Consider the following 15,983-nt stretch of genomic DNA (forward strand, 5'->3'; position numbering starts at 1 on the left):
CGGTCGTTGGCTGTGACAATGCAACCGAGCCGGGTGCGGGGTGACGATGAAGGTCGGCTCACTGGCCAAGACGCTTGACGATCGTGTCGGCGGCGCCGGTTTCCTGAACAGGGCGATGCGCAAGGCCTTCGCCAACCACTGGACATTCCTGCTGGGCGAGATCGCCCTGTACGCCTTCGTGGTCGTCCTGGTCACTGGCGTCTTCCTCACGTTCTTCTTCAAGCCGTCCATGGAGGAGGTCGTCTACGACGGCGCGTATGTGCCGCTGCGCGGCGTCACGATGAGCCAGGCGTACGCGTCCTCCTTGGAGATCAGCTTCGAGGTGCGAGGCGGCCTGCTGGTCCGGCAGATGCACCACTGGGGCACGCTGATCTTCATCGGCGGGATCGTGGCGCACCTGCTGCGCAACTTCTTCACCGGCGCCTTCCGCAAGCCGCGCGAGCTGAACTGGCTGATCGGCATGGCCCTGTTCGGGCTGGTGATGCTCAACGGACTGCTCGGCTACTCGCTGCCCGACGACCTGCTGTCCGGGGCCGGGCTGCGCATCCTGCACGGGGTCACGCTGTCGGTGCCGCTGGTGGGCACGTACCTGGCGACGTTCCTGTTCGGCGGCGAGTTCCCCGGCGATGACATCATCTCCCGCCTCTACAGCCTCCACGTGCTGCTCATTCCGGGCCTGCTGCTGGTGCTGGTGCCGCTGCATGCGGTGGTGCTGACGTGGCGGCAGATGCACACGCAGTTCCGGGCGAAAGGACTGAACGAGCGCTTGGTGCGCGGGGATCCGTTCTTCCCGGCGTTCCTGGCGAAGACGACGGCGTTCCTCCTGTGGGTGACCGGGGTGATCGCGCTGCTGGCCACGGTGTTCCAGATCAACCCGATCTGGCTGTACGGGCCGTACGTGCCCAGCACGGTCAGTGCGGGCTCCCAGCCCGACTGGTACATGGGGTTCCTGGAGGGCGCGCTGCGGCTCATGCCGCCGTGGGAGTTCACCGTGTTCGGCCACACCGTGACCATGAGTGTGCTGATCCCCGCACTGGCGGCGCCGGGGTTGCTGTTCGCCGGCCTCGCGCTGTATCCGTTCGTGGAGCGGTGGGTCACCGGTGACCGGGCCGTGCACAATCTGCTCGACCGGCCGCGCGACGTACCGACGCGGACCGGGATCGGGGTCGCGGGGATCGTGTACTACGGGGTGCTGTGGATGTCCGGAGGCAACGACCTGATCGCCTCGACCTTCCACATCTCCCTGAACGCGACGACGTGGATCTTCCGGGTGGCGATCCTGGCAGGGCCGGTGCTGGCGTACGTGGTCACCCGGTGGATCTGCCTGGGGCTGCAAGCGCGGGACCGGCACACGGTCGAGCACGGCGTGGAGACCGGCGTGATCGTACGCGGGCCCGGCGGCGGCTTCACCGAGGTCGAACGGCCGGCGACCGAGGAAGAGAAGGCGAAGCTCGCGCCGCCCGCCCCCGAGAGCCCGCCCGCGTTGCCGCCCGTGAGCAACGGGGACGTCCCGCCGCCGGCCAAACACCGGATCCGAGAGGCGCTCCACCGCTCCTGGAGCAGCCGCTGACAGGATGGGTGAAGCCCTGCCCAATTACGACGTAGAGCCGGTCGCCTCCTACCTTCGACAGTCAATGGTCAATGGGCGTATGCCCGGCGGGGCGGTGCCATGGCAAGCAGGGATTCCGGGTTGCAGCTACGTGGTCGGCAGATCGAGTGCGAGACGCTGGACCAGCTCGTGGCGAGGGTGCAGGCCGGCCACAGCTCGGTCATGGTTGTGCGCGGCGAGGCCGGCATCGGTAAGACGGCGCTGCTGGAATACGCGCGGACCAGCGCGTCCGGCTGCCGGATCGCCAGGGCGGCGGGCGTGGAATCTGAGATGGAGCTGGCCTTCGGCGGGCTACATCAGTTGTGCGCCCCGTTTCTGGATCGTCTCGGTCGACTGCCGGAGCCGCAACGCGACGCGCTCGGTACGGCGTTCGGCCTGAGCGCGGGCACTCCACCGGACCGTTTCCTGGTCGGGCTCGCAGTGCTCAGCCTGCTGGCCGACGTGGCCGAGAAGGAGCCGCTGGTCTGCCTCGTCGATGACGCCCAGTGGCTCGATCGAGTCTCCGCGCAGACCCTCGCCTTCGTCGCCCGGCGCCTGCTCGCGGAGCGGATCGGGCTGGTGCTCGCGGTGCGCGAGCCCGGCCTCGAACCCGAGTTGACGGGGCTGCCGCAGCTCGAGGTGGGGCGATTGAGCGACAGCGACGCCCGCGCCCTGCTGGACTCCGTGACCCCCGGGCGGCTCGACGAGCGGGTCCGGGACCGGATCCTCGCCGAGACGCAGGGAAACCCGCTGGCCCTGCTCGAGCTGCCCCGCGGATTGACGGCGGCGGAGCTGGCAGGTGGGTTCGCGCGGCCCGACGCGCGGCCGCTGTTGACCCAAATCGAGCAGAGTTTCCTGCGGCGGGTCCAGTCGCTACCGGCCCAGACGCAGCAGCTGTTGCTCATCGCGGCGGCCGAGCCGGTGGGCGATGTGACCTTGTTGAGGCGAGCGGCGGAGCTGCTGGGCATCGAAGCGGCCGCCGCAGCGCCGGCCGAAGCCGTGGGTCTGATCACCTTGGGGACCCGGGTGCGTTTCCGTCATCCCCTCGTGCGCTCGGCGGCCTACCGCGTGGCCGCCCCCGAGGATCGGCAGAACGTGCACCGCGCGCTGGCCGACGCGACCGACCCTCAATCGGATCCCGACCGCCGGGCGTGGCATCTGGCCAACGCGACGGCCGACCCCGACGAGACGGTGGCCGCCGAGCTCGAGCGCTCCGCCGATCGGGCGCAGGCGCGTGGCGGGGTGGCGGCGGCGGCCGCGTTCCTGGAGCGGGCGGCCGAGTTGAGCCCCGCTTCCGCGCGCCGGGGAGCCAGAGCGTTGGCGGCGGCACGGGCCAAGTATCAGGCCGGTGGGTACGACGCCGCGCTCGAGCTGCTGGATGCGGCGGAACTCAGCCCTCTGGAGGATCGCGGACATGCCCAGTCCGACCTGCTGCGTGGTCAGATCATGTTCGCCTCCAGAAGTGCCGGTGCCGGCTTGCCGCTGCTGCTCCAAGCCGGCAAGCGACTCGAGCCGCTGGACCCCGGGCTGGCCCGCGAGACCTACCGTGACGCGCTGTACGCGGCTTTCACCGCCGGCCGTCTGCCGAGCGGCGCTCAGTTGGCGGACGTGGCCAAGGCGGCGCTCGCCGCACCGGCGGGGCCGCCACCGGAGCGCAACGATCTGCTCCTGAATGGCGTGGCAGTGATGATCACTGAGGGTTACTCGCCGGGCGTGCCGATGGTGCGGCAGGCCCTGGACGCCTTCCGCGCCGAAGGGGTCTCCAGGGAAGAAGGCCTTGGCTGGCTCCCGCTCGCATGCCGCACGGCCTTTAACGTTTGGGACTTCGACAGCTGGTCGGTGCTCTCGTCGAGGCTGGTCGACCTGGCACGCGAGACGGGGGCTCTGTCGATCCTGCCGTCGGCTCTCCTGTTGCTCGTGCCGAATCGGGCACTCGCCGGCGAGCTTGCCGTCGCGGATTCGCTGGTCGCTGAGGCGGTGACGATCGGTGAGGTGACGGGCAGCCGCTTCATGGCCCAGTACTGTGCCATGGTGGTCGAGCCGTGGAGAGGCCGGGAAGCCGCGACACGCGAGGCGATCGAAGCGATCACGCGAGACACGGCCCTTCAAGGGGAAGGGAAGGTGGTGACCGCCACCCAATGGGCCAGCGCGGTGCTCTACAACGGCCTCGGTCGCTACGAGGAGGCGTACATCGCGGCCGAGCGAGGCTGCGAGAACCCGCAGGAGCTCGGACTGGCCCTCTCGTCCATGGTCGAGCTCGTCGAGGCCGCCGCCCGGAGCGGAAGGCCTGCCCCCGCCGCCGCCGCGGCCCAGCAACTCGACGAGATGGCACAGGCCAGTGGCACCGACTGGGCCCTCGGCACCTCGGCGGGCGCGCGTGCCCAGGTGAGCATCGGACCGGCCGCCGACACTCTGTACCGTGAGTCGATCGAGCGGCTTGACCGCACCGAGGTGGGGATGGCCCTCGCCCGCACCCGGCTGCTCTACGGTGAGTGGCTGCGCCGGGAGAACCGCCGCGTCGACGCCCGGGAGCACCTGGGCATCGCGTACGAGATGCTCAGCCAGATGGGGGCCGAGGGGTTCGCGGAACGTGCCCGGCGCGAGCTGCAGGCCACTGGCGAGACGGTACGCAAGCGCACCGTCATGGTGCGCAACGCTCTCACCGGCCAGGAAACGCAGATAGCGCGCCTGGCCGGTGACGGGCTGACGAACTCGGAGATCGGCGCTCAGCTCTTCATCAGCCCGCACACGGTCGAATGGCACTTGCGCAAGGTCTTCGCGAAGCTCGGCGTCGTGTCCCGCAAACAGATCCGCACCGCGCTGCTCGAAGGCCCCGCCACTACGGCCTGACGCTCCCTGATCGGCGGCCCAGCCGAGGCAGTGTCGCGGCGATGGCCACCCGGAGGCTGGTCGGAGGGCTCACGCGCCGTGGGCGCTTTGACGGCGGTCGCGGGCGCGGAGCAGGGCTTTGACGAGTTCGCCGACCCACAGGATGGCCGAGCCGACGGCCAGGCAGATCAGCCACTGGTCAAAGGTGAGATCGGTGGTGGTGAAGAAGCCGTGCAGGGGGTCCAGTTCGACGATGAGCAGCAGCAGGGCGACGACCGCGAGGGTGGCGATCAGTGGGTTGGCGTTGTGCAAGGTTTCGCGGTGGAACAGGCTGCGGGTGGGGTGGCGGACGGTGAGCAGGTTGAACGCCTGGAAGAAGACGAAGGTGACCAGCGCCATCGTGCCCGCGACGCCGGCCTGACCCACGGCAGGCGCGGGCCCAGGTGCCCAGGCGAGGATGGCGGCGGTGCCCGTCGCCATGACGGCACTGGTCAGCAGGATGCGAATGAGGCGCTCCCTGGTGAGGATGGGTTCGCGTGCAGGGCGGGGTGGCCGGCTCATCGCGTCCGGGCTGACCGGGTCGACGCCGAGCGACATGGCGGGCGGGCCGTCCATGACGAGGTTGACGAAGAGGATCTGCAGGGCGGTGAACGGGGCGCCCTCGGCGATGCCGGTCAGTGAGGTGATCAGGAACGTCAGCACGAAGCCGAGCGCGGTGGAGACCTGGAAGCGGGTGAACTTGACGATGTTGTCGTAGACGCCGCGCCCTTCGCGTACGGCTCCCACGATGGTGGCGAAGTTGTCGTCGGTGAGCACCATGGTCGCCGCTTCCTTGGTCACCTCCGTTCCGGTCAGGCCCATGGCGACGCCGATGTCCGCCTTGCGTAGCGCGGGGGCGTCGTTGACACCGTCGCCGGTCATCGCGACCACGTCGCCGCGGGCCTGCAGGGCGCCGACGATGCGGAGCTTGTGCTCGGGTGAGACCCGGGCGATGACTCCGATGTCGTCCAGGCGGCGGGCCAGCTCGGCGTCGCCGGGGATCTGGTCGAGTTCGGCGCCGGTGACGGCTTGGCCGGGGATGTCGAGGTCGCGGGCGATGGCCGCGGCCGTCACCGCGTGATCACCGGTGATCATGCGGACGCGGATGCCCGCGTCATGGCACTGCTGGATGGCCTGGCGTGCCTGCGGCCTCGGCGGGTCGACGATGCCGACCAGGGCGATGAGGACGATGCGGTCCAGCAGCTCCATATCAGCACTGGCGTCGAAGCCGTCGGCGGGGAAGTCTTGGTGGGCCATGGCCAGCACCCGGCGGCCCTGCTCGGCCAGGGTCGCATTGGCTTCGTCGTAGCGTCGCCGGGCCTGCGGGTCGATGTCGGTGATGCCGTCCGGGCCCAGGTAGTGGGTGGCCCGTGCGGCCAGGACGTCCGGCGCGCCCTTGATGAAGCAGCGCACGATCGGCCGGCCGTCATCGCCGGTCCAGTGGTGGAAGGTGGCCATGAACTTGTAGTCCGCGTCGAACGGGATCTCGGCCAGACGCGGGCGCTGTTGGCGCAGTGCCGCGACGTCGACGCCGCCCTTTTCGGCGAGCACGATCAGGGCGGCCTCGGTGGGGTCGCCGACCACCTCCTCGTCCTCGCGGAGCACGGCGTCGGTGCACAGCGCCATCGCGATCAACGCCTGGTCCAGGGTGTCCGGTGGCGGGCGGCCGTCGGTGGAGCGGATCCGTCCGTCGATGGCGTAGCCATGACCGGAGACGGTGAAGCGCCGCCCCGCGAGGATGAGCTCCCGCGCGGTCATCTGGTTCAGGGTCAGCGTGCCGGTCTTGTCGGTGCAGATCTGCGAGGTGCTGCCGAGGGTCTCCACCGAGGACAGCCGCTTGACGATGGCGCCGCGGCGGGCGAGCCGGTCGGTGCCCATGGCCAGGGTGAACGCCACCACCGCCGGCAGCCCCTCGGGGATGGCGGCCACGGCCAGCGAGACGGCGGTGACGAACAGCACCCCGAACTCCTGCCCGCGTACCAGTCCGAGCACGACCACGATGACCACCACGACGGCGGAGATGAGCGCCAGGGTTCGGCTGAGTGAGCTGATCTGCCGTTGCAGCGGGGTCGGGGCGGGTTCGGCCACGGCGAGCAGGCCGGCGATCCGGCCGGTCTCGGTCGCCATGCCGGTGGCCGTGACGAGCATGTCGCCCCGGCCGCGGGTGACCGAGGTGTTCATGAACAACGCATTCGTACGGTCGGCTAGCGGCGCCCCCTCCTCGACGCGGCCGATGACGGACTTGGCGACCGGCTGCGCCTCTCCGGTCAGCTCCGCCTCCCGCACCTCCAGAGAGGCCGCGGACAGCAGCCGCCCGTCCGCGGGCACTCGGTCTCCGGCCTCGACGGCCACCACATCACCCGGAACCAGCTCCTTGGCGTCCAGGCGGGCGAGCCGGCCGTCGCGCCGGACGGTCGCAACAGTGGAGGTCATCTTGCGCAGCGCCTCCAGCGAGGCTTCGGCGCGGGATTCCTGAACGAAGCCGATGGCGGCGTTCAGCAGCACGACCACGGAGATCGCGAGCGGGGTCTCCCACTCGCGCGAGATCAGCAGGCTGACCACGGCCGCGATCAGCAAGATCACGATCATCAAGTCCTGGAACTGACGCAGGAACACTCGCCAGCGCGGTTCGCGGGCCGCCTCCCGCAGTTGGTTGGGGCCGTAGCGCTCGAGTCGTCGCGCCGCCTCGCCGGTTGACAAGCCCTGGTCCGGGGCCGCCGCTTGGAGCATGACGGCGACGTCGCCGACCGGCAGCGCGTGCCACGGCGTCTGATCCGGTTCGATCATGTGGTCAGTCCTCTGTTGGCTGCGCCTGAAGAAGGGGATGCGAAGGTCGGCTCACCTCCTAAGACCGGGACGACCGTGCGCGTTGTGACAGGTCCCTTCAGTGGGTCGTGTCGACTGACCGGAGCCGGGTCGAGGTGTCGCCAGCCTGCTTTCCCGTGATCGCCCTGAGGGCGTCACAACAGGACCGGCTCCCTGGTCTTAATGGCCGGGCAGACGTTCTGGCAACCGGGCGGGGAGACCCAACCTGGCAAGCACTTGGCTCGTCTGCCTGGCCTCTCGCGGTCGTCGCGGCCACGAAGTGGTGGCCGATGGCCCGTCTGACGGGGCAACCAGGGGAGGGGGCCATGGGCGCGGGCCGTTTCGGGGCGGCCCGCGCCTGTGCGCCGGCGGCTCAGCGGGGCGAGCACGACGCCCACCTGTCGGCTCCCTGAGCCTTTGATCCCATTCCCGGTCGCTCGATGAGGCAGATCCATCCACGCAAGCACGTTCGGAGGAAAGATGAGCGGTCCGACCGGTGAGAACACCTTCCTGCACGAGCTCAAAACCGTGGTCGCGGTCGCACTGACCATGGCCGAGCTGAGTCACTCGCAGAACGCAGGTGATCTGCCAGTCACCAAGTGGCTGCACGATCCGACCGACATCGAGCGCGAGCGAGTGGAGCTGCGCGGCATTCTGGCCGCGATCACGGAGCTGGAGAACGGCTCCTTCCCGTTCCGGACATGAACGTGTCGATTCTCGTCTGCTGTCCGCGGGTCGAGCAGATCCGGGGACGGCGATGACGCGGAACACCCTCGTTCACCAGGTGGCGATCATGACCTTCTACCAGACTCGCCGGCACCGCGACCCACGATCACCTCTGCGCTGGACGGCACACGCCGCCTGCCAGGACGCCGACCCCGACCTGTTCTTCCCGATCACCTGGGACGACCAAGCCAGTCAACCCGTCGATCAGGCACGGCGCATCTGCCAGGCCTGCCCCGTACAGCGGGCCTGCCTCGACTGGGCCCTGCGCACCGGCGAACCGGACGGCGTGTGGGGCGGCACCACCCCCGCAGAACGCCGCCGGCTACGCGCCCACCGCCTGCAGGCAACGGCGTGACCATCCGTCATCCACGCCATCGCGGGCAAGGCCGCGGTCGATGGCAAGGTACACATGGCGCCCGGTGCGGTCCAGCCGATGGCGGGTGACGACGTGGCAAAGGCGGTCGGCCGGGTGCTCGTGTTGCACCGCTCCTTGCATCTGATGAATGATTCTCGCGTCAGATGGAAGGGGTGCGCGCGTGGCCAGAGGGGTCGAAGGGCCGTCGGGACGGGTCCGCCGCGCGCCGGGCGGGGGCCACGGGTGATCGTCGGGCGGGCGGCGCAGATCCAGGCGCTGACCGCCGTGCTGGATGAGGCCACGCAGCACCGTGGTAGCGCCCTCGTGGTACGGGGAGAGGCCGGGATCGGCAAGTCCGCGCTGTGGGGCGAAGCCTGTGCGCTGGCCGAGGTCCGCGGGATGCGAGTGCTGACCACCGTGGGCGTGCAGGCCGAGGTGCAACTGCCGTACGCCGGGGTCGGGCACTTGTTCCGCCAGCTACGCCCGGAGTTCGGCACGGTCGAGGGCGAGTCCCCGTTCCGGGTCGGCGTCGAGGTGCTCGACCTGCTCGGCGGCCTGGACAAGCCGGTCCTGCTGGCCGTGGAGGACGCCCACTGGCTGGACCGGGCGAGCTGGGAGGTGATGGCCTTCGTTGCCCGGCGGCTGGAGTCCGACCCGGTCGTGCTCGTGCTGACGGCGCGCGACGGCGAGGACGTCGACCGGCTCCTCACCGCCGCGGCGCTGCCGGAGCTGCGGCTCGAGCCGCTGGAAGCGGACCATGCAGGGACCTTGCTCGACCAGGTCGCGCCCGGGCTCTCGCCTGCCCTGCGCGAACGCGTGCTCGCCGTGTCGGCGGGCAACCCCCTCGGAGTGGTCGAGCTCGGCGGACTGGCCGCCCGCTCCGGCGGCGGCGCGCTGCTGCCGTCACGCCTTCCGCTGAGCACCCGGGTGGAGCGCACGTTCGCCGGGCTCGTCGGTGAGCTGCCCGCGGCGACACGCGCGCTACTGCTCGTGGCGGCGCTGGACGACGGCGACGACCTCGATGAGGTGCTCGCTGCGGCATCCACGCTCGAAGACCGGCCGGTCACGGCCGACGACATGGAGCCGGCCGCGGTCAGCCGGCTGGTCAGCGTGGACGAGCAATACCGGTTACGGTTCCGGCACCCGCTGCTGCGCTCGGCCTTGCGGCAGTCGGCGAGCGCGGCGCAGCGGCGGCGGGCGCACGCCTGCCTCGCGGCGGTCGTGGCCGACGACGATCGGCGGGTGTGGCACCGCGCCGCCGCGGCGGCCGGCCCCGACGAGGCCCTCGCCACGGACCTGGCCGCCATGGCCACCCGGGCCCGCTACGTCCAGGCCGCGTCGACCGCGCTGACCGCCATGGAACGGGCGGCGCAGCTCAGCGAGGACCCGCGGGAGCGCGGCAGCCGGCTGTTGTGGGCCACGATGACGGCAGACGAGCAAGGCGACGGCGAGACCGTACGCCGCCTGCTCGACCTGGTGGACGAGACCCGGCTACGCCCGGCGGACCTGGCGCGATATTCCTGGTACCGAGAGGCGTTGCTCGGCAACGGCTGGACCGGTAGCGCGCGGCTGGGCGTCTACCTCGAGCTCATCGACTCCATCCGGCACGTAGGCGACATCGAGCTCGCCCTTGAGGCCCTGACCAACATCTGCCTGCGGTTCTACTGGTCCAACCCCGACGACCGCACCAGGCTCCGGTTCGTGGAGGTCGCCGAGCAGATCGACGCACCGGAGGGCGACATCCGAGTGCTCTGCGCGCTGGCCCAGGTTGCGCCCGTCGAGCGTGGCGCGTCCTGCCTGGAGGGGGTGACGGCGTCGCAGTACCGGCTGGACCTGACCCCGCGGCAGCACCACGACCTCGGCTTCGCGGCGTCGGCGCTCGGCGCGTACGCCCTGTCGAACACGTTCTTGAAGGCGACCACGGACACGCTCAGGACGCAGGGCCGGATCGGCATGCTGATGCAGAGCCTGACGAGCGTGGCCTACAACGCGGCCGCCGCCGGCGACGCGAGGGCCGCCGTGTCCGCCGCGACGGAGTGCACGGCGCTGGCCACCGAGACCGGGGCGCCGGTCTGGGCACTGCAGGCCCGGCTCCAGCTCGGCATGGCCGAGGCGCTGCGCGGCAACGGCGAGACCGCCGCCGAGATCGCGGATGTCAGCGAGAAGACGATGTTCACGGCCGGCATGCACGCGATGTTGTCGCTGACGCAACGCATCCGCGGCATCAACGCGCTCGCCTCCCGCCGGTTCGAGGAGGCGTTCGGGCATCTGCACCGGGTGTTCGACCCGGGCGACGTCGCCTACCACCCGTACCTGCGGTTCACCCTCATCGGGCACCTCGCTGAGGCGGCGGCGCACTGTGGCGCGCTCGACGAGGTCCGCGCTGTGGTGGCCGAGCTGACCCCGATCGCCGAGCGGAGCCGCTCGCCCGTCCTCATCACCGGGCTCGGTTACGCCGAAGCCGTGCTGGCCGACGACGCGGCGACGTACGAGGCCGCGATCGCCGCGGACCTGCGTGACTGGCCGTTCGAGCGGGCCCGCCTGCAGCTCACGTACGGCGGATGGTTGCGCAGGCAGCGACAGGCGGCGGAGTCACGGCCGCTGCTGCGTGCCGCCGCCGCCGCGTTCGACGCGCTCGGGGCGGCGCCGTGGGCGGAACGGGCACGGGCCGAGCTGCGGGCCACGGGCGAATCCCGGCGCAAGCCGATCGACGCCCTCGACGCGCTGACCCCGCAGGAGCAGCAGATCGCGCGGCTCGCGGCCGACGGGCTGAGCAACCGGGAGATCGCCGAACGGCTCTTTTTGTCTCCGCGCACGGTCACCACCCACCTCTATCGGATCTACCCGAAGGTCGGAGTCAAGTCGCGCAGCGAACTGGCTGCGATGATGGCCGGACGGCCGTTCTGACGAGGGCGGGCCGCGGCGGTGCCGGAACGGCGTCCGGGCACGCTCTCGTACCTTTACGTACTCCTACGTACGCAGACCCCCATCAACCACCCGTACGTTCTTGAACATTCAAGAGATGTGGCGGGGGGCGATTCCGGGGTGGTTGGCAAGTCGAGCCTCGATCTTCACGGGAACGTGGGCGGTCACGGCAGGGGACTCTCGACGTGGGGCACCGTCGACGGCCTGCCCGGCAGGTTTCACCGTCCCAGTGCAAACGCCGGCCTGCTGGGCCGGCGGGCCGAGTGTGAGGCGCTTGATCGGTTGCTCGCCGCGGTTCGCGTCGGCCAGAGCCGGGCGCTGGTGGTACGCGGTGAGGCAGGGGTGGGCAAGTCGGCGCTGCTGGAGCACCTGATCGAGCGGGCTTCCGGTTGCCGTGTGGTGTGCGCCGCCGGTGTGCAGTCGGAGATGGAGGTCGCGTTCGCGGCGCTGTACTCGCTCTGCGCACCGATGTTGGACCTGGTGGACGGCCTGCCGGAACCACAGCGCGACGCGCTCGACAAGGCGTTCGGGCTACGCGCCGGGCCGGCGCCAGACCGCTTGCTCCTCGGCTTGGCCGTCCTCGGCCTGCTCGCGGCGGCGGCCGACGAGCGTCCGCTGGTGTGCGTGATCGACGATGCCCAGTGGCTGGACCACGCCTCGGCGCAGGTGCTCGCCTTCGTCGCCCGACGGCTTTTCGCGGAGTCGGTGGCCTGCGTGTTCGCGGTACGCGACCCCAGCGAGCTGTCCGGGCTGCCGGTGATGGACGTCCCGGGCCTGTCCGCCGGCGATGCCCGGACTCTGCTGCGCTCGGTGGTTCCCGGCCCCCTGGACGAACAGGTACAGGATCGGCTGGTCGCCGAGGCCCGTGGCAACCCGCTGGCGCTGCTGGAGCTGGTACGTGAGTTCACCCGCCCCGAACTGGCGGGCGGGTTCGGGCCGCCGACCGCGCAGACGCTTCCGGGCCGTATCGAGGGCGGCTTCCAGCGACAACTGGGAGGCATGCCCGCGCACACCCGGCGGCTGCTGCTGCTGGCGGCCGCCGACCCGCTCGGCGACGCGGCGCTGCTGTGGCGTGCGGCCGCGCGGCTCGGCCTCGGCATGGCGGTGGCCGGCGCCGTGACCGACATGATCGTCATCGGTGTCCGCGTGCGGTTCCGGCATCCGCTGATGCGTTCGGCGGTGTACCGGGCGGCCTTGCCGGAGGAACGCCGGAGGGTGCATCTGGCGCTGGCGGAGGCGACCGATGTCGACGCCGATCCCGATCGGCGCGCCTGGCACCGTGCGCACAGCACCGCGGAGCCGCATGAGGAGGTCGCCGCTGAGCTCGAACGCTCGGCCGGACGTGCGCAGGCGCGCGGTGGCCTGGCGGCCGTCGGCGCCTTCATGGGGCGGGCAGCCGAGCTCACGCCCGACCCCCGGCGCCGGGCAGAGCGCGCGCTGGCCGCCGCACGGGCCAAGCACCTGGCCGGCGCTCCTGAGCCGGCCCTGGCGCTGCTGGCCTCGGCCCAGGCCGGGCCGCTGGACGAGCTGCGACTCGCCCACGCGGAACTCCTGCGCGCCGAGATCACGAGCACCTCGAATCACGGCAGATCCGCCGCGCCGATGCTGCTCGAAGCCGCCAGACGCTTCGAGCCCCTGGACACCGGACTGGCCCGCGACACGTATCTGCAAGCGTTGTCCGCCGCGATCGGCGCCGTCCCAGACAAGGGCCGCAGCCTCGTAGAAGTCGCGGCGGCCACCCGCGCGGCGCCACCCGCGCCCGCCACCCTCCGGGTCGCCGACCGCCTCCTCGACGCCCTGGCCCGGCACTTCACGCAGGACGCGCGGAGCGCGGCTCCGGCCATGCGGCGGGCCCTGGCCTCCTTCTTGGGCGAGGACATCTCCGCCGCAGAGGAGTCCCGCTGGCTATGGGCCGCCCAGACCATCGCCGTGGCCCTGTGGGATGACAGGTCGGGTCGCGCACTGGCGGATCGCCACGTCCGTCTGGTCCGTGACACCGGCGCGCTCGCCGTGCTGCCCCTGGCGTGGAGCACGCGTCTCATACCGCTCATCTTCGAGGGGGAACTGGACGAGGCGGCGTCGGTGAACGAGGAGATACAGACGCTCGTCGCCGCGACCGGTGTCCGGGCCGGCTTCGGCTACCAGGGACCGGTGGGCGGCGCCCTCGCTCTGGCAGCGTGGCGGGGACGGCAGGCCGAGACGGAACAACTGGCCAATGCCCTGATGAGCGAGGCGGCATCCCGCGGCGAGGGATCCACCGTGTCGGTCAGCCAGTGGCTGCGAGCCGTACTCCACAACAGCCTCGGCCAGTACGAGGAAGCCCGGGTGTCCGCCGAACGCGCCTGCGCGTACCACCCCTCGCCGGGTGCCGCGGCACATTGGGCGCCGGCCGAGCTCGTCGAGGCGGCGGTCTACAGCGGCGAGCGCGAGCTCGCCGCCCGGGCGCTCGAGCAACTCGTCCTGACGACTCAGGCGAGCGGGACCGACTGGGCTCTCGGGGTCGAGGCCCGGTCGCGGGCGCTGCTCAGCCAAGGCGAGGAGGCCGACGGCCACTATCGCGAGGCGATCGACCGGCTTCGCCGGACCCGCATGCGCGTCGACCTCGCCCGCTCCCACTTGGTCTACGGCGAATGGCTGCGCCGCGAGCGGCGCCGGCTCGACGCCCGCGAGCAGTTGTGCACCGCCCACGAGCTGTTCGTGGCCATGGGCATGGAGGGATTCGCCGGCCGGGCGGAGCTCGAGTTGGCGGCGACCGGAGAGACCGCCCGCAGGCGTACGGTCGAAACCGCCGACCAGCTCACGCCGCAGGAAACGCAGATCGTGAGACTGGCCCGCCAGGGCCTGACGAACAAGGAGATCGCCAGTCGCATGTACGTCAGCCCCCGCACCGTCGAATACCACCTTGGCAAGGTCTTCGCCAAGCTGGGCATCACCTCTCGTAGCCAGCTCCAAGGCATCGCATGACCGGTGACAGGACGGCGAAGGGGGAGGCCCACGAGATGACCTGCAAGCTGGACTACCGGTGGCGTCTGCGGGAGGTCATGGCCGGTCGCGGCATGTTCTCCACCACCGGCTTGCGTCCGCTGCTGGCCGAGCGTGGCATCGAGCTGTCGCCGAGCCAGGTGTACCGGCTGGTCACGGAGAGGCCGGAGCGGCTGAGCCTCCGTACGTTGATGGCGCTGCTGGACATCCTGGACTGCACCATGGAGGACCTGATCGAACCGTTGCCCGCACGGCCATCGGGCCTCTGAACTTTGGCGGAACGTGTGACGGTGTCACAGATTTGGTTGATACGGGAGGTTGTAGGCCCACAGCACCCGCCCGCAACAGGGCCTCCGCAACCACAGCGGCAACCCGAAGTAAGAGCCGCCCGGCCCTATAGCTTCGGCGCCATGAGCGCGCCGCTTCTTCAGCTGCCTCCGGGACGGAGGAATTTGGTACGCGCATCAGTGGGGACCGCAGCCATCATTTCCAGGATGTCCGGCGTGATCACCGGGCTGCCACCGATGAGGATGGCGGCGCGAACGAGCCCGCGCAGCGCGATCGCGGCTCGCGCTGCACGGGCTACCGGTATCCCCGTTTGAGCAGGTATTTGGCTCCTGCCTCGTAGCCCTCGGGGCTGAGCAGTTCGAACCCGAAGGCGTCGGCGAGCCGGTTGGTCGTGTTGAAGGCGGCGCAGACCGCCAGCGCGTCCTTGACCTGCTGGGGTGAGACACCGGCGGCCAGCACTTCCCGCATGTCCTCGGCGCCGACCTTTCCCTCCCGGGTCAGCTTGCCGATCATCCGCAGCGTTGCCCGCAGTGGCTCCTCGACGGGGGCCGATTCCAGGTCCGCCAGCACCCCCGCGACCCGTGGCCGGTCCTGGAACGCCTGCCTTGCGGTCGCGGTGTGCGCGCCGACGCAGAACGCGGACTCGTTCACCTTGGACACGTAGGCCGCCATCAACTCCCGGTCGCCTACCGACCAGGCGGACGGCCCGCGCATCGCCTCGTGGGTGAACTCCTTGGCTCGGGCGCCGTAGAAATCGGGCCGGTAAAACACCAGCTTGGCGGCGTCCGGCACCGGGTGCCCGGAGAACAGCCGGATGAGCGCGAACAGCAGCTTGGTTCCGGGACCGTAACCATGGTTGAGGATGTCAAGCCGCATGATCCGGCCTTCCGCTGGCGGTCGCTTCGGCCAGGGCGTCCAGTCCCGCTTCATACAGCCGTGCGGACTGGCCCACCGCGGCGCATACCACCAGCTCGAAAAGCTGGTCCTCGGTGCAGCCCGACACCTTCACCGCGGCCAGGTCCTCCTCGGTGACCTGCGCCGGCCTGTCGGCGACCTTGCCGATCAGCGCGTCCAACGGCGGGGAGAGGCCGTCGTTGCCGAAGGCACGCGCTCGCTGCTCCACAGATGCCCGGCCCTCCCCGTTCAGCACGCGATCCACCAGGGCTCGGTGCGCTGCTCGCTTCTTGTCCTCATCCGGCACGGCGCCCTCAGCCTCCTTTGCAGTCTGGGGCTATCTGCCCTCATGTATAAGACGACTGGCGCGCCGCCGAACACGACACGGGCCGAAGAAAGCCAACCACAGAGAAGTACCCGCAGGCCGGGCGGGCTGCATGACCAGCTTGAAGCCCAGGCGGTACGGCAGGGCGTCGGATCCATGCCGGCGGCGGCCAGGACGCACAGCACGGTGTCAACTGAGGGACGGGCCGGATAACGGCCCAGCGCCAC

General features: G+C 70.7%; 10 protein-coding genes. 7 read left to right on the forward strand and 3 right to left on the reverse strand.

The window, feature by feature from the left end; translation table 11 throughout:
* Window positions 1–46: 46 nt before the first annotated feature.
* Both qcrB and ACTWQA_RS26045 read left to right on the forward strand, forming a co-directional pair.
* Window positions 47–1,570 carry a cytochrome bc1 complex cytochrome b subunit gene (gene qcrB, locus ACTWQA_RS26040; RefSeq protein ID WP_443161767.1) on the forward strand — a complete coding sequence of 508 codons (1,524 nt, stop codon included), beginning with the start codon at window positions 47–49 and terminating at the stop codon, window positions 1,568–1,570.
* 99 nt (window positions 1,571–1,669) lie between these two features.
* Window positions 1,670–4,438, forward strand: coding sequence for a helix-turn-helix transcriptional regulator (locus ACTWQA_RS26045; RefSeq protein ID WP_443161706.1), 2,769 nt, complete (start codon window positions 1,670–1,672; stop codon window positions 4,436–4,438).
* Between the two features lie 69 nt (window positions 4,439–4,507).
* On the opposite strand, the gene ACTWQA_RS26050 is transcribed toward ACTWQA_RS26045, so the two are convergent.
* The gene (locus ACTWQA_RS26050; RefSeq protein WP_443161707.1) at window positions 4,508–7,243 is read right to left on the reverse strand and encodes a cation-translocating P-type ATPase; all 2,736 of its coding nucleotides are present in this window, start codon (window positions 7,241–7,243) and stop codon (window positions 4,508–4,510) included.
* 498 nt (window positions 7,244–7,741) lie between these two features.
* Between ACTWQA_RS26050 and ACTWQA_RS26055 the strand changes: the two genes are divergently transcribed.
* The 5 genes from ACTWQA_RS26055 to ACTWQA_RS26075 all read left to right on the forward strand — a co-directional run bounded on the left by ACTWQA_RS26055 (window position 7,742) and on the right by ACTWQA_RS26075 (window position 14,518).
* The gene (locus ACTWQA_RS26055; RefSeq protein ID WP_443161708.1) at window positions 7,742–7,966 is read left to right on the forward strand and encodes a hypothetical protein; all 225 of its coding nucleotides are present in this window, start codon (window positions 7,742–7,744) and stop codon (window positions 7,964–7,966) included.
* Window positions 7,967–8,018: 52 nt separating this feature from the next.
* Entirely contained in the window at window positions 8,019–8,342 is a 324-nt protein-coding gene (locus tag ACTWQA_RS26060) for a WhiB family transcriptional regulator (RefSeq protein ID WP_443161709.1), read from the forward strand.
* A gap of 243 nt (window positions 8,343–8,585) precedes the next feature.
* Window positions 8,586–11,249, forward strand: coding sequence for a LuxR C-terminal-related transcriptional regulator (locus ACTWQA_RS26065; protein ID WP_443161710.1), 2,664 nt, complete (start codon window positions 8,586–8,588; stop codon window positions 11,247–11,249).
* Between the two features lie 138 nt (window positions 11,250–11,387).
* Window positions 11,388–14,231 carry an AAA family ATPase gene (locus tag ACTWQA_RS26070; RefSeq protein ID WP_443161711.1) on the forward strand — a complete coding sequence of 948 codons (2,844 nt, stop codon included), beginning with the start codon at window positions 11,388–11,390 and terminating at the stop codon, window positions 14,229–14,231.
* Window positions 14,228–14,518: a helix-turn-helix domain-containing protein gene (locus ACTWQA_RS26075; protein WP_443161712.1), complete on the forward strand. Its 291-nt coding sequence runs from the start codon at window positions 14,228–14,230 to the stop codon at window positions 14,516–14,518. Before ACTWQA_RS26070 ends, ACTWQA_RS26075 begins: the two co-directional genes overlap by 4 nt.
* 313 nt (window positions 14,519–14,831) lie before the next feature.
* On the opposite strand, the gene ACTWQA_RS26080 is transcribed toward ACTWQA_RS26075, so the two are convergent.
* On the reverse strand, window positions 14,832–15,413 hold the full coding sequence (locus tag ACTWQA_RS26080) for a carboxymuconolactone decarboxylase family protein (RefSeq protein ID WP_443161713.1): 582 nt from the start codon (window positions 15,411–15,413) through the stop codon (window positions 14,832–14,834).
* Window positions 15,403–15,738, reverse strand: coding sequence for a hypothetical protein (locus ACTWQA_RS26085; RefSeq protein WP_443161714.1), 336 nt, complete (start codon window positions 15,736–15,738; stop codon window positions 15,403–15,405). The genes ACTWQA_RS26080 and ACTWQA_RS26085 overlap by 11 nt, the downstream gene beginning before the upstream one ends.
* Between the last annotated feature and the right edge of the window lie 245 nt (window positions 15,739–15,983).

Origin of the sequence: Nonomuraea sp. 10N515B (genome assembly GCF_052245915.1) — a bacterium.
Taxonomy (GTDB): domain Bacteria; phylum Actinomycetota; class Actinomycetes; order Streptosporangiales; family Streptosporangiaceae; genus Nonomuraea.

Bases quoted from the DNA above. Each gene is read 5' to 3' on its own strand.
- qcrB (WP_443161767.1), top strand. From the start codon at position 47: ATGAAGGTCGGCTCACTGGCCAAGACGCTTGACGATCGTGTCGGCGGC.
- ACTWQA_RS26045 (WP_443161706.1), top strand. From the start codon at position 1,670: ATGGCAAGCAGGGATTCCGGGTTGCAGCTACGTGGTCGGCAGATCGAG.
- ACTWQA_RS26050 (WP_443161707.1), bottom strand. From the start codon at position 7,243: ATGATCGAACCGGATCAGACGCCGTGGCACGCGCTGCCGGTCGGCGAC.
- ACTWQA_RS26055 (WP_443161708.1), top strand. From the start codon at position 7,742: ATGAGCGGTCCGACCGGTGAGAACACCTTCCTGCACGAGCTCAAAACC.
- ACTWQA_RS26060 (WP_443161709.1), top strand. From the start codon at position 8,019: ATGACGCGGAACACCCTCGTTCACCAGGTGGCGATCATGACCTTCTAC.
- ACTWQA_RS26075 (WP_443161712.1), top strand. From the start codon at position 14,228: ATGACCGGTGACAGGACGGCGAAGGGGGAGGCCCACGAGATGACCTGC.
- ACTWQA_RS26080 (WP_443161713.1), bottom strand. From the start codon at position 15,413: ATGCGGCTTGACATCCTCAACCATGGTTACGGTCCCGGAACCAAGCTG.